Annotated in this window: 12 protein-coding genes; 7 read left to right on the forward strand and 5 right to left on the reverse strand. The window is 74.7% G+C overall.

Annotation, left to right across the window (positions count from 1 at the left end; translation table 11 throughout):
• The first annotated feature begins 39 nt into the window (after nt 1-39).
• Nucleotides 40-1,563 carry an MDR family MFS transporter gene (locus tag AB0H37_RS20175; protein WP_360614311.1) on the forward strand — a complete coding sequence of 508 codons (1,524 nt, stop codon included), beginning with the start codon at nt 40-42 and terminating at the stop codon, nt 1,561-1,563.
• Between the two features lie 97 nt (nt 1,564-1,660).
• Here AB0H37_RS20175 and AB0H37_RS20180 read toward each other — a convergent pair whose 3' ends face one another.
• The 3 genes from AB0H37_RS20180 to AB0H37_RS20190 all read right to left on the reverse strand — a co-directional run bounded on the left by AB0H37_RS20180 (nt 1,661) and on the right by AB0H37_RS20190 (nt 4,187).
• The gene (locus tag AB0H37_RS20180) at nt 1,661-2,632 is read right to left on the reverse strand and encodes a DUF523 and DUF1722 domain-containing protein (RefSeq protein WP_360614313.1); all 972 of its coding nucleotides are present in this window, start codon (nt 2,630-2,632) and stop codon (nt 1,661-1,663) included.
• The gene (locus tag AB0H37_RS20185; RefSeq protein ID WP_329097968.1) at nt 2,629-3,141 is read right to left on the reverse strand and encodes an RNA polymerase sigma factor; all 513 of its coding nucleotides are present in this window, start codon (nt 3,139-3,141) and stop codon (nt 2,629-2,631) included. Before AB0H37_RS20185 ends, AB0H37_RS20180 begins: the two co-directional genes overlap by 4 nt.
• Nucleotides 3,142-3,254: 113 nt before the next feature.
• Nucleotides 3,255-4,187: a MerR family transcriptional regulator gene (locus tag AB0H37_RS20190; RefSeq protein ID WP_360614315.1), complete on the reverse strand. Its 933-nt coding sequence runs from the start codon at nt 4,185-4,187 to the stop codon at nt 3,255-3,257.
• A gap of 347 nt (nt 4,188-4,534) precedes the next feature.
• Between AB0H37_RS20190 and AB0H37_RS20195 the strand changes: the two genes are divergently transcribed.
• The 5 genes from AB0H37_RS20195 to AB0H37_RS20215 all read left to right on the forward strand — a co-directional run bounded on the left by AB0H37_RS20195 (nt 4,535) and on the right by AB0H37_RS20215 (nt 10,949).
• On the forward strand, nt 4,535-5,851 hold the full coding sequence (locus AB0H37_RS20195) for a deoxyribodipyrimidine photo-lyase (RefSeq protein WP_360614317.1): 1,317 nt from the start codon (nt 4,535-4,537) through the stop codon (nt 5,849-5,851).
• A gap of 50 nt (nt 5,852-5,901) precedes the next feature.
• Complete coding sequence (locus tag AB0H37_RS20200) at nt 5,902-7,428, forward strand: SDR family oxidoreductase (RefSeq protein ID WP_360614319.1); 1,527 nt, start codon at nt 5,902-5,904, stop codon at nt 7,426-7,428.
• A gap of 209 nt (nt 7,429-7,637) precedes the next feature.
• A complete protein-coding gene (gene crtI / locus AB0H37_RS20205; protein WP_360614321.1) occupies nt 7,638-9,107 on the forward strand; it encodes a phytoene desaturase family protein in 1,470 nt (489 codons plus the stop codon).
• Nucleotides 9,104-10,009 carry a phytoene/squalene synthase family protein gene (locus AB0H37_RS20210; RefSeq protein ID WP_360614323.1) on the forward strand — a complete coding sequence of 302 codons (906 nt, stop codon included), beginning with the start codon at nt 9,104-9,106 and terminating at the stop codon, nt 10,007-10,009. Before crtI ends, AB0H37_RS20210 begins: the two co-directional genes overlap by 4 nt.
• 1 nt (nt 10,010) lies before the next feature.
• Nucleotides 10,011-10,949 carry a phosphate acyltransferase PlsX gene (locus tag AB0H37_RS20215; protein WP_360614325.1) on the forward strand — a complete coding sequence of 313 codons (939 nt, stop codon included), beginning with the start codon at nt 10,011-10,013 and terminating at the stop codon, nt 10,947-10,949.
• On the opposite strand, the gene AB0H37_RS20220 is transcribed toward AB0H37_RS20215, so the two are convergent.
• Complete coding sequence (locus AB0H37_RS20220) at nt 10,943-11,683, reverse strand: spheroidene monooxygenase (RefSeq protein WP_360614327.1); 741 nt, start codon at nt 11,681-11,683, stop codon at nt 10,943-10,945. The two genes, AB0H37_RS20215 and AB0H37_RS20220, sit on opposite strands and share 7 nt — an antisense overlap.
• Before the next feature lie 12 nt (nt 11,684-11,695).
• On the opposite strand from AB0H37_RS20220, the gene AB0H37_RS20225 reads away from it, so the two are divergent.
• Complete coding sequence (locus tag AB0H37_RS20225) at nt 11,696-12,301, forward strand: glycerol-3-phosphate acyltransferase (RefSeq protein ID WP_360614329.1); 606 nt, start codon at nt 11,696-11,698, stop codon at nt 12,299-12,301.
• On the opposite strand, the gene AB0H37_RS20230 is transcribed toward AB0H37_RS20225, so the two are convergent.
• Nucleotides 12,252-13,394, reverse strand: a complete 1,143-nt coding sequence (locus AB0H37_RS20230) for a glycosyltransferase family 2 protein (protein ID WP_360614330.1) — start codon at nt 13,392-13,394, stop codon at nt 12,252-12,254. The genes AB0H37_RS20225 and AB0H37_RS20230 overlap by 50 nt on opposite strands.
• Between the last annotated feature and the right edge of the window lie 7 nt (nt 13,395-13,401).

A 13,401-nucleotide genomic window follows, 5' to 3' on the forward strand; every position in this document is an offset into this window, starting at 1 on the left:
GAGCGATGAGTTCTCCGGACGGCGGCGGTCTACCCCGGCATGACGACGACGCAAGAGCACGCAAGCGGCGGACAGCCGGAGACCGCGGCCCGGGGAGCGGGGGGCGGCCGCTCGAAGACGCCCGCCGTGATCCGGCTGCTGGTGCTGGCCACCTTCGTGGTGATCCTGAACGAGACGGTCATGATCAACGCGATCCCGCGGCTGATGGCGGACATGAACGTCACCGAGCAGGCGGCGCAGTGGCTTTCGACCGCGTTCATGCTGACCATGGCCGCGGTGATCCCGGTGACGGGGTGGTTCCTGCAGCGGGTCACCACCCGCCGCGCCTACGCCACCGCGATGGGCGTCTTCCTCGCCGGGACGGCGCTGGCCTCGGTCGCGCCGGTGTTCGAGGTGCTGCTGCTCGCGCGGATCGTCCAGGCGACCGGCACCGCGGTGATGATGCCGCTGCTGATGACCACGCTGATGACCGTCGTGCCGGAGGAGGACCGCGGCCGGGTGATGGGCAACGTGACCATGGCGATCTCGGTCGCGCCGGCGATGGGCCCGGCGGTCTCGGGCCTGATCCTGCAGCTCGGCTCGTGGCGGCTGCTGTTCGCCGCGGTGCTGCCGATCGCGGCACTGATCACCTGGCGCGGCCTCGGACGGCTGGAGAACGTCGGGGAGCCGCAGGCCGGCACCATCGACTGGTTCAGCGTCGCGGCCGCCGCTCTCGGTTTCGGCTCCCTGGTGTACGGGCTGAGCAGGTTCGGGCAGGGCGGTGCGGTGCTCCCCGCGGCGCTCGTCGCGGTCGGGGCGGTCACGATCGCGGTGTTCGCCCTCCGCCAGCTCCGGTTGCAGCGCCGCGACGTCCCCCTGCTGGACCTGCGCGTCCTGCGGCACCGCACCTACACCCTCTCGCTGCTGCTGATGGCCCTCGGGTTCATGGCGATGATGGGCTCGATGATCCTGCTGCCGATCTACCTGCAGAACCTGCGCGGCCTCTCGCCGCTGGAGACGGGCCTGCTGATGATGCCCGGCGGGCTGGCGATGGGGCTGCTCGGCCCGGCCGTGGGACGGCTCTTCGACCGCTTCGGCGGGCGGATGCTGATCATTCCCGGGGCGGCGGGCATCGTGCTCGCCCTGGCCGGGTTCACCCAGATCTCGGCGACGATGCCGTACTGGCAGGTGCTCGGCCTGCACTCGCTGCTCATGGTGTCGCTGGCGGCGGCGTTCACCCCCGTGTTCACCCTCGGCCTCGGGGCGCTCCCGGCCCCGCTCTACTCGCACGGCAGCTCGATGCTGGGCACCCTCCAGCAGGTCTCCGCGGCCTTCGGCACCGCGCTGGTGGTGACCGTGATGGCCGGGCGCGCCGAGAGCCGGATGGCCGACGGGGTCACCGCCACGCTCGCCCAGCTCGACGGGATGCGGCTGGCGTTCGTCATCAGCGCCGCGCTGTCCCTGGCGATGGTCGGGGTCGCGTTCCTGCTGCCCAGGCGCGCGAAGGCCGTCGACGAGTCCGACGCGCCGGCCGCCGAGGAGCCGGAGGCCGCCGACCGGATCCTGGAGCCCGCCCCCTGCTGAACAAGCGGTGCCTGCTGAACGGGCCGGTGGTGAGCCTCGCTCTCACCTCGGCCCGTTCGGCGTGGGGCGGGCCTTGCCGGTCACCAGCAAGGAGCGGTCACAGGTAGTGGCGCAGGACCAGGTCGGCGGGATACGGGTCCAGGTAGGTCTGCTGGGTCAGGTAGTCGAGGCCCTCGCCCATGGCGTGGTGGCGCAGGAGGGCCATGGGGACGCTGAGGGGTGCCTGGCCCTGCCGGTAGGTCTCGATGGCGGCCAGAAGGTCGTGGCGGCGGGTGTCGTCGAGGTGGTCGCCGAGCATGCCGAGGAGGTGCTGGAGGGCGTTCATGTGGCGGCCGCGCTTGGGACGGACGGCGAACGCCGCGCAGAACGCGTGCCGGTAGTCGTCCTCCAACTCGTCCCGCGGACGGGTCCCCGCCTGCGCGACGATCCGTCCGAGCCCCTGGTAGGCGGACGGGTCGTGGGCAAGGACCTGCAGCTTGTGGCGGCTGTGGAAGGCGACGAGGTCGCGGGGCCGCCAGTCGGCGTCGAAGAGCTCGCGGAGCCGGGCGTGGGCGTAGATGCGCTCGATGAAGTGCTCGCGCAGGACGGGGTCGCGGAGGCGGCCGTCCTCCTCGGCGGGCAGATCCGGGAGCGCCTCGCGGACGAGGCCGGCGAACACCCCGCGGCCCTGGCGGTCCACGGGCTGGCCGTCGGTGCGCTCACCGGGCTTGCCGGAGGCGTAGCGCGGCAGCCGGAACAGCCCGCAGGACGGCGAGCGCGACTTGAGCACGTAGCCGTCCAGGTCCTCCAGCCGGGGGACGCGGGTCTCGGCGAGCGCGGTCATCGCGGCGGTGTGGTCGGCGGACCCGTCGTGGGTGACGAGGTGCCCGTCGGTGAGCAGCCGCAGCGTCGGACGCGGTGTCCCGAGGCCGATCTCCATCTCCGGGCATACCGGGACCCAGTCGACATGCGGGTCGAGGGCGTCGGTGAGGAACCGGTCGCGGCTGTGGCCGGCGTTGTAGCGGACCGGGGCCCCCAGCAGGCAGCTCGACACCGCCAGCCGGGGACGCGGATACGGGCCGCCGGTCATAGAAGCTCTCTCATCCGGCGCAGGCCGCGGGCCGTGCGCGCCTTGACGGTGCCCAGCGGGACGGACAGCCGGTCGGCGATCTCCGTCTGCGTCAGCTGCCCGAAGTGGGCCAGCACGATCGCCTGGCGCTGCGGCAGGGGCAGGACGGCGAGGGCGTCCCGGACGTCGCAGGCGGTCTCCACGGACGGCGAGGCGTCGGGCGTCCGCGCCGCGGGCAGTTCCGCGTGGTCCTCCAGGGGCAGCGTCCTGCGGTAGTGGCGGGCCTCGGCGCGGAGCTGGTCGATGGCGCGCCTGCGGGCGATGGCGAGGACCCAGGGCTCCAGGGCGCGCGCCGGGTCGAAGCGGCGCCGCGACCGCCAGACCTCCAGAAAGACCAGCTGGACGACGTCGTCCACGGCGTGCCGGGGCACGAGCCGGACGACGTGGCGGCGGACGAGCGGGCCGAGCGCGGTGTAGCACTCGGCCAGCGCGGTCTCGTCCCCGCATGCGAGCCGCTCTCCCAGGTTCATGAGCTGGGCCTTTCCCGAGAGAATCGTTTCAAAACTTGTTCATAGTCGATTCTCTGGGCAACGTCGGGCCCGACACGGCGATGGGGGATGCGGGTGCGCGGGTTCCGCGCGTATCAGGGCGCCGCGGGGCCGTCCAAAATCTCGGTGACGGCTTGGGAAAGGCTTGTCACGAGGCGGACGGCGTCCGGCAGCCGGTCCCGCCTCCAGCCCGGCCCGCCGGCCAGGAGCCGCACCACGGGACGGGTGCCCGGGAGATCGGCCAGCCAGTCCGGGTCGCCGGTCTCGGCGATCTGCGACCAGACGAAGACGGTGCCCGGCCCCGTGCGCCGGATCGCGGCGGCGAGGGCGTTCGCGGGGACCCGCGCCCCCAGCAGGCTCGCCGCGGCGCCGCCCTGCGCCAGCGCGGCGGCCAGCGCGTACAGGGGCAGGCTGTGCTGCTCCTCCGGGGCGCAGGCGAGCAGGACGGGCCGGACGTTCACCGGCCGCGCGGGCGGCGGCACCTCCGCCAGGCAGCCGAGCACCACCGTGGACAGCAGGTGCTCCACCTCGACGCAGTCACCGCCCGCCGCGTGCTTGCGGCCGATCCCGACCATGACCGGGACCATCAGGCCGTCCCAGGCCCGCACGACCCCGTCGCGCGCGATCGCGGTCCGGACGGCGTCGTTCATGGCGGGGAGGTCCAGCGACATCGCCGCGCGGGCCAGGCCGCGCACTTCGGCGGTGTCCGCTCCGGCGGGCGCCTCCCCCACGGGCACGCGGTTGCCGCCGGCGCCGTGCCCGCGCGGCTGGCGCGGCGCGCCGGGCGGCTCGCGCAGCGCGGCGAGGGCGGCCTCGCCCGGCGGGGCGCCCGCGAGGATCAGCCGCTGCATGGCTTCGAGCCGCGCCACGTCCGCGGGCGTGTAGCGGCGGTGGCCGCCGGGGCTGCGCCCGCTCGGGCCGATGCCGTACCTGCGGTCCCACGTGCGCAGGGTGGCGGCCGCCAGGCCCAGGCGGCGCGCCACCGCGCCCACGCCCAGTCCCGGCCCCCGGTCCGTCTCCCCACGCATGCGTTCGGTCTCCCGTGCTGCTCCGACGGCACAGCGTACGGCGTCACCGATCTACCGGTGCCACCGGTAGATCGGTGCCACCGGTCGTACGGGCTCCTTGACCGTGCGGTCCCACTGGTCTTCGCCGGGGCCGGTCCTTCCGGTTGCATCCCGGTGGCCTCTGACCTCAGGGAACACCCCCTGAAGACCGCCGCGAAACGCGACGTGCGGATGCCGCCGTAGCGGGAAGGCGGTCGACCCTGACGGCGCGCTGCTCCCTACGCGGCCCGGTGTTCCTTCGCCACCGCGCTGAACTGCGACATCGCTTACCGCAACCGTTCACGCCCCCGGCTCCGAAGACCCAGGTGATGGACACCTCGTTGATGCTGTTCACCCGCGACCTCCGGGTACGCGACAACCCCGCTCTGGCCGCGGCCTGCGAGGCAGATCAGGTCGTCCCGGTCTTCGTCTTCGACGACGCGATCCTGGACGGCCCGTTCGGCGTGCCCAACCGCGTCCGGTTCCTCCTCGACAGCCTCGCCGACCTGCGACGGTCGCTCGGTGAGCGGGGCGGCGACCTGGTGGTGCGGCGCGGCGACCCCGCCGAGGAGGTCGCCCGGCTGGCCCGGGAGACGGGCGCCGGCTCGCTGTTCCTCGCCGACGAGCGGTCGGCGTACGCGACCCGGCGCCTCGACCGCATCCGCGAAGCCGTGCGCGCGGACGGTCTCGACCTGGACGTGTCGGCGCACCCCGGCATCACCGTGGTCACGCCCGGCGAGCTCATTCCCACCAGCGGCGACCACTACAAGGTGTTCACCCCGTACTGGCGGGCCTGGGAGGCGGCCCGGTGGCGTCCGGCCGCGGACGCGCCCGAGAAGATCCGGTTGCCGTCCGGGGTGAACCCGGGCGCGCTGCCGCGGCTCGCCGACCTGACCTCCGGCTCCCCGTCCCCCGCGCTCGCGCCCGGCGGGGAGGGCGCGGGACGCGAACGCATGAAGGCGTGGCTGCGCGAGGACGCCACCGCCTACGACGACGTCCGCGACGATCTCGCTGCCGACCGCACGTCCCGGCTCAGCCCGTACGTGAAGTTCGGCTGCGTCTCGCCGCGGGAACTGGCGGGGGCCGCGCCGGACGCCTACCGGCGCCAGCTGGCGTGGCGGGACTTCCACCACCAGGTCGCCGCCGCCTTCCCCGAGCTCCCGCGGCGCGACTACCGATCGCGCGACCGGCGGTGGAAGGACGACGAGGACGCCTTCGCCGCGTGGTGCGAGGGCACGACGGGCGTCCCGATCGTGGACGCGGGGATGCGCCAGCTTCACCGCGAGGGGTTCATGCACAACCGCGCCCGGCTCATCACCGCCTCGTTCCTGACCCGCGACCTCGGCATCGACTGGCGCAGGGGCCTGGGCCACTTCAACGAGTGGCTCGTCGACGGCGACGTCGCCGACAACGCGGGGAACTGGCAGTGGGTCGCCGGAACCGGGAACAGCACCCGGCCCGACCAGGTGATGAACCCGTTCCGGCAGGCGTCGCGCTTCGACCCGCGCGGCGACTACGTCCGCCGGTACGTCACCGAACTGGCCAGCGTCGAGGGGTCCGGCGTCCACCGGCCCTGGACGCTGGACGAGGACCGCAGGCGGTCCCTCGGCTACCCGCCGCCGATCATCGACCCCGACGACCGATGACGCCCGCAGCGGGCGGGGCCCGCCCGTCGGACGACGACCGAGGGAGACGTATGGACACCGGGAAAGGGCCAACGGACACCGGTGAAGGGCGGACCTGCCTCGTCACGGGGGCCAGCGGCTATATCGGAGGCCGCCTCGTGCCGGAACTCCTGGCGGCCGGCCACCGGGTGCGGTGCATGGCGCGCTCGGCCCGGCGGCTGCGCGACCAGCCGTGGGCGGACCGGGTCGAGATCGTGGAGGCCGACGCGACCGACCCCGAGTCGTCCCGGCGGGCCCTGGAGGGCGTGGACGTCGCCTACTACCTGATCCACGCGATCGGCGGCAACGGCGGATTCGCCGAGACCGACCGCCGGGCGGCCCGCACGTTCTCCGGCGCGGCGCGGGAGGCGGGGGTCGGGCGGCTGGTCTACCTCGGCGGGATGGAGCCGGAGGGGGAACTGTCGCCGCACCTGCGGTCCCGCGCCGAGGTCGGCCGCATCCTGCTGGACAGCGGGGTGCCGACCGCGTGGCTGCGCGCCGCGGTGATCATCGGTTCGGGCTCGGCGTCGTTCGAGATGCTGCGGTACCTGACCGAGCGGCTGCCGGTGATGGTCACGCCGCGCTGGGTGCGCACCCGCATCCAGCCGATCGCGATCCGGGACGTCCTGTACTACCTGGTGGCGGCCGCGGACCTGCCCGCGGACGTGAACCGCGGCTTCGACATCGGCGGGCCGGACGTGCTCACCTACGTCGACATGATCCGCGGCTACGCCCGCGCGGCGGGGCTCAAGCAGCGGATCATCCTGCCGGTCCCGGTGCTGAGCCCGCGGCTGTCGAGCCTGTGGGTCGGGGGCATCACGCCCGTTCCCGGAGCGCTGGCGCGGCCGCTGGTGGAGTCGCTGCGCAACGAGGTGGTGTGCAGGGAGAACGACCTCGCCGAGTACGTGCCGCCACCGCCCGGTGGGGCGGTCGGGTTCGAGCGCTCGGTCGAACTGGCGCTGCGCCGCGTCCGGGAGGCGGACGTCGCCACCCGCTGGTCGTCGGCGAGCACGCCCGGCGCGCCCAGCGACCCGCTGCCGACGGACCCGGACTGGGCGGGCGGCAGCCTCTACACCGACGAGCAGGTCCGCCGGACGGACGCGCCGCCCGAACGGCTGTGGGGGGTCGTCGAGGGGATCGGCGGGGACCGCGGCTGGTACTCCTTCCCCGTCGCCTGGCAGGCCCGGGGCGTCCTCGACCGGCTGGTCGGCGGGGTCGGGCTGCGGCGCGGCCGCCGCGACCCGCGCCGGCTGCGGATCGGGGAGGCGGTGGACTTCTGGCGCGTGGAGGAGATCGAGCCGGGACGGCTGCTGCGCCTGCGGGCCGAGATGCGGCTGCCGGGACTGGCCTGGCTGGAGTTCGTCGTGCGCAGCGACGGCTCCCGGACGTCCCTCACGCAGCGGGCCCTGTTCCATCCCCGGGGCCTCGCCGGGCACGCGTACTGGTGGGCGTTCCGCCCGTTGCACGACCGGATCTTCGGGGGGATGTGCTCGGGCATCGTCCGCGCGGCCGAGCGGCGCGGGGCGCCGAAGCAGCGCGCGACGGTACGGGCCCGCTGACGCTCCGCCGAGCGTGACCTACGGCCCGTGTGATGCAACCGACCGGGCGTCGCGTCCCGAAGAACTGTGCAGACCTGAAGAACCGTGCAGAACCCACTCGGGACGACGATGGAGGAAAAAGGTGCGAACCCGACATCGTGCGGCACGCCGGGCGAGCCGTCGCGGGCGGTGCCGATGACGCGGGCAGGGCTGACGAGAGGGCGGGGCTGATGGGAGGGCGGGGCCCGGTCGTCGTGATCGGGGCGGGTCTCGGCGGCCTGTCCGCCGCGATCCATCTGGCGGCGCGGGGCCGCGAGGTGGTGCTGGTCGAGGCCCGGGACGTGCCGGGCGGCTGCTGCGGGACCGTCCGTACCGGGGGGTACCGGTTCGACACCGGACCTTCGGTGCTGACCATGCCGGAGGTGCTCGCCGAGACGTTCGGCGCGGCGGGCGCCGACCTGGAGAGCGTTCTCCCGCTGCGGCGCCTGGACCCGTTCTACCGGCTGGCGTTCCACGACGGCTCCCGGCTGGACGTGGTGGGCGGCGCCGAGCGGATGGCCGCGGGCGTCCGGGAGCTGTGCGGCCCGGCGGAGGCGGCGCGCTACCTGCGGTTCCGGCGGCGGCTCGGGGAGATGTTCGAGGCGGAATGGTCGTCGTTCATCGACGCGGACATGACCCGGCTGCGCGGCATGGCGCGCCCCCACGCGCTGCTCAGGCTGGCGGCGGCGGGCGGATTCCGGCGCCTGGACCGCTTCGTCGCCGGTCACCTGACGGACGAACGGCTCGTCAGGGCGCACACCTTCCAGGCGCTGTACGTGGGGCTGCCTCCGCACAAGGCGCTGGCGATCTACGCCGTCGTCGCGCACATGGACACCGTCGGCGGTGTCTACTTCCCGTCCCGGGGCGGCATGCACGCCGTCCCGCAGGCGCTGGCCGCCGTCGCGGAGAAGGCCGGCGCCTCGATCAGGTACGGCGTCCGCGCCGAACGGGTCGAGACCGGCACGGACGGTGTGACGGCGGTCCGGCTGGACACCGGCGAGCGGCTGCCCGCGAGCAGCGTCGTCGTCGCCTGCGACCTGCCGCGGGCGCATGCCGGACTGCTCCCGGAAGGGGCCGGCGACTGGCGGCTGCGCAGGCCGCGGTACTCACCGTCCTGCCTGGTCCTGCATTTCGGGCTGGACCGGCGGCTGCCCGGTCAGTCCCATCACACCCTGCACTTCGGCCGCGAGTGGGGCACCGTCTTCTCCGCCCTGGCGGCCGGACGCCCCCAGCCGGACCCGAGCCTCCTCGTGACCTATCCCGAATCGGACGCCACCGCCGCGCCCGCCGGGCACTCGACGTTGAGCGTCCTGGAACCCGCGCCCAACCTGGCGGGCGGGGCCGACTGGGACCGCCTCGCCCCGCAGTTGGAAGACCGCCTGCTGGGCCGTCTGGCCGACCTCGGGTACGGCGACCTGTCGGCGGCGCCCAGGGAGAGGTTCGACCCGCCGACATGGGCGCGCCTCGGCCACTCGGCGGGCACGCCCTTCGCCCTCGACCACCGTTTCCGGCAGACGGCGTGGTTCCGCCCGTCGGGCCGGAGCCGCCGCGTCGCGGGGCTGCACTTCGCCGGGATGTACACCGCGCCCGGCGTGGGGGTCCCACCGGCACTGATCTCCGGGAGGCTGGCCGCCGCCCGGATCATGGAGGGCGCCCGATGACGCTGACCGCGAGCTACGAGCACTGCCGCCGCCTCAACGCCCGGCACGGGCGCTCCTTCTACCTGGCGACGCTGCTGCTGCCCGCGTGGAAACGCCGGCACGTGCACGCCCTGTACGGGTTCGCCCGCCACGTGGACGACATCGTCGACGAGTACGAGGCCACCGGCGCGGAAGGCCGGGCCGCGGCGCTGGACCAGGTCAAGGGACGGCTCGACGCGGCACTGGCGGGCGAGCACGTCCGCGACCCGGTCCTGCCCGCGTTCGTGCACACCGTGCGCTCCTTCGATGTCGAGCGCGCGGACATCGACGCGTTCCTGGAGTCGATGCGCGCCGACCTGACCGTCACCCGGTACGCGACCTACGACGACCTGCTGGCCTACATGGAGGGGTCGGCCGCGGCCATCGGCCTGATGATGCTGCCCGTCCTGGAGACCCTGCCCGGCGCCGGGCGGACCGCGCGCGAGCCCGCCCGGGAACTCGGCCGGGCGTTCCAGCTGACCAACTTCCTGCGCGACGTGGCCGAGGACCTGGGCCGCGGCCGCGTGTACCTCCCGACGAACGACCTGAAGAGGTTCGGCGTGACCGAGGACGACCTGGCCTCCGGCAACTGCACGCCCGGCATCCGCGAGCTGGTGGCCTTCGAGGCCGGCCGCGCGCGGGAGCACTACGGCCGCGCGCTGGAGGGGGTGAAGCTGCTGGTGCCGTCCTCGCGCCCCTGCATCCGCGCGGCGCACGAGCTGTACGGCGGGATCCTGGACGAGATCGAGGCGGCCGGCCACGACGTGCTGGCCGCGCGGGCGCGGGTGCCCCGCCACCGCCGCGCCGTGATCTACGCGCGGCACCTGCTGGCGGCGTCGGCCGCGGGCCGGGCCGAGCGGCGTGTCCCCGCCGGGATGGCCTGACATGGGAGAAACGGGCGGCGCGGCGCGGGTCGTGCTGGACGCGATGGGCGGCGATCACGGGCCCGCCGAGACGGTGCCGGGCGCGCTGGCGGCGCACCGCGAGCACGGGGTCCCCGTCCTCCTGGTGGGACGGGCCGACGAGATCGACGAGGAGCTGCGGCGGCACGGCGGCGTCGGCGAGCTGGAGGTGCAGCACGCCGACGACGTCATCCCCATGGCCGAGCGGGGCTCGAACGCCGCGTTCCAGTCCAAGTCCAGCCTGATGGTGGGCTGCGAGCTGGCGCGACGCGGAGGGGCGGCGTTCGTGTCGGCCGGGTCCACCGGCGCGGTGGTGACCTGCGCCGTCCGCGCCCTCGGGCGGCGCGAGGGCGTGCTGCGCCCGGCGCTGGCCGTGGCGCTGCCCGCCATGTCGGGCTTCACCGTCCTGGTCGACGCGGGCGGCACCGCCGACCCGTCGGCGGAGATGGTGGCGCAGTTCGCGGCGCTCGGCACCGAGTACGCGCGGAGCGTCCTGGGCGTGGCCGATCCGTCGGTGGGGCTGCTGTCCATCGCGGCTGAGCCGGGCAAGGGGAACCGGCTCGTCCGGGACGCGGCGCTGCTGCTGCCGGAGATGCCGGTGCGCTTCCACGGCAACGTCGAGGGCCACGACGTGCTGGCCGGAACCGTCGATGTGGTCGTGACCGACGGGTTCACCGGGAACGTCGTACTGAAGAGCATCGAAGGCTGCGTCCGCACGACGCTCGGCCTCGTCGCCCGTGCCGGAACCGTCGACGCCGGGCCGCTGGAGGCGGTCGCGCGCCTGTACGCGGCCGACACCCACGGGGGCGCCGCGCTGCTGGGCCTGACCGGAACGGTCGTCGTCGCGCACGGCTCGTCGAGCGCGGCCGCCGTCGCCCGTGCCTGCGTGGTGGCACGCGACCTGGCCGCGGAGGGTCAGTGAGCCATGGGGCCGGCGCCGTGAGCGGCTCCGTCTCCGCCGCCGGGACGCAGCGGGTCGCGGCCGTTCCAGGTGCCCTCGCTGCCGAACGGAACGAAGCGGGCGAAGAGCTCCTCGCTGTACCAGCCTTCGCGGCGGACCCGCCTGATGACGTCGCGGTGGGCGTCTCCCTGGTAGGCGTAGCGGCGGACGGCCGCCTCGTCCCGCCACAGCGAGAACGTCGCCTGCCGGGCGAGCGGCCACTCCCCGACCCCGACCGAGGCGAGGCAGCCGTCCTGGCCGCGCAGCAGGCGGTCCACGTCCGGTACGGAACGGTAGAACGCCACCAGCCGTCCCGGACGGATCGACGCCCTGGTCAGCACGGCCACCGGCCCGCGCGGCGGAGGGTGGGCCGCCGCTCCGGCGAGCGGGTCGGCCCCTCCCCAGCCGCCCCGGGACGCCAGCGGCGCGAGCCGCACATGCCAGGACTCCTCGGCCCCGTCCCGCCACCGCACCGCGATCGGCGAGCGCGTGAGGAAGCCCTCCAGCGCCGGTTCGCCTTCCCACACCGCGAACAGGGCCCAGCGGCGCAGGTCGGCGCCGAGGCTCATGGAGCGGCCCCTCCCCGTCCCGAGCAGCCGCCAGAACCGCAGGCCGCCGGTCCCGCGCAGCACCGGACGGTCGAACGCCATGTGCCGCATGGCGTCCACTCCCGCGTACCTGATGAGGTGGAACGAGGCGATGATCTCCGTGCTCATGCAGTGGTTCCCGTGGTCACAGCGGTGATTCCCGTGCTCGTGTCGGTCGTCGGCGGCTACCTGCTGGGCTCGGTGCCGGTCGCGGTGCTCGTCGGCCGCGCCCACGGCCTCGATCCCCGCGACGTCGGCGACCGCAACCCCGGCTTCTGGAACGTCATGGAGCAGCTCGGCCGGAAGGCCTCCGTGCCCGTCTTCGCCGGCGACATGCTCAAGGGGACGGCGGCCGGGCTGGTCGGCCTGCTGGTGAGCGGGGTCGAGACGGGCCGGTTCGGTTCGGTGGCCGGGGCGAGCGTCCTGCCGGTGTACGCGGCGGTCGGCGCGGCGATGGCCGGCCACGCCTGGCCGGTGTTCGCCGGGCGCCGGGGCGGGCGCTCGATCCTGACCTTCGCCGGCGGGTTCGCGGTGATCTGCCCGGCGGCGTTCGCGCTCGGCCTCGTCCTGCTCCTCGCGGGGACTCTCGTCTTCTCGTTCGCGTGGGGCGCCCGCCTCTCGGTGTTCTCGCTGCCGGTGCTGCAGCTGTTCTTCGCGCCCGTCGAGCAGGTCGCCGGGACCGGGGCGCTGATGTGCCTCATCGGGCTGCGTTTCGGGCAGGCGGCGCTGGCGGGACGGCGGCCCTGACCACCGCCGGGCCGTAGTCCCGGCCGCGCCAGGTGCGCGTCGGCAGCAGCGCCGACCAGGTGAGCCGGACGGCCGTCGCCACGTCCAGGAACGGGGACGCCGCCAGGCCGGGGCCCGGACGCACGTAACTGCCGCGCAGGGCCGTCACGAGGAGGAGCCGCTGCGCCAGCAGGCCGAGGTCGAGCGGCGTCGGCCGTCCCACCGCGAGCCGCAGGACGGGGAGCGCGGCGGTCAGCCAGACCACGGCCAGATCGCCCGCCAGATGGGCAACGGGGGTGACGTCCCGCAGCGCGATGGACCGTCCCCATTCGCGCCACACGTCGGCGGCGGAGGTGTGCATGTCCACCTCCAGCAGCGGGCCCGCGTCCACGAACGCGACCCGCCAGCCGTCGCGGGCGAGGAGCCTCCCGAGCGCCACATCGTCGGTGAGATGGCGCCTGACTCGCGCGAACCCGTCGGCCTCGTCCATCCGCGCCTTGCGAAAGGCCATGCACTGCCCCGTGACGAGCAACCGCCCCACCGATGCCCCCGGCCCGGTGGGCGCCGTCGTCGAGCCGATGGGCCCGAAGCGGTAGACGAGCGTGGCCAGCAGCGAGGCGTGCAGCGCCTGCTCCACCGCGTTGCCGCAGATGAAGCGGGGTCCCGCGCTCACCAGGTCGTGGGCGTCCAGGAGCGCCGCCAGTTCCGCGCAGAGGCCCGCCTTGGGACGCATGTCGGCGTCCAGCAGGACCACGACCGGGCCGGCCGCGGCCTGCACGCCCTGGTGCAGGGCCCACTGCTTGCCGATCCACCCGTCCGGCAGCGGCGCGCCCGGGAGGACGGTGGCGCCCAGCCGCTCGGCCAGCCGCGCGGTGCCGTCGCGGGACTCGTCGTCCACGACGATGACCTCGTCCACGGCCGGGTCGGCGAGCAGCGGCGCCAGGCATCCTTCGAGGCGGGACTCCTCGTCGCGGGCGGGGATCACCACCGACACCCGCTCGGGCGGCGGTCCTGCCGTCCCCGGCCTCAGCGGCGCGGGACGGCGGCGCCCCCGGGCGAGCCGCGCCGCGACGACCCCGGCGGCGGCCGCCTGGAGGACGGTCAGCGCCCTCACCGTGGTT

Source organism: Actinomadura sp. NPDC023710 (assembly GCF_040639875.1).
GTDB lineage: Bacteria > Actinomycetota > Actinomycetes > Streptosporangiales > Streptosporangiaceae > Spirillospora > Spirillospora citrea.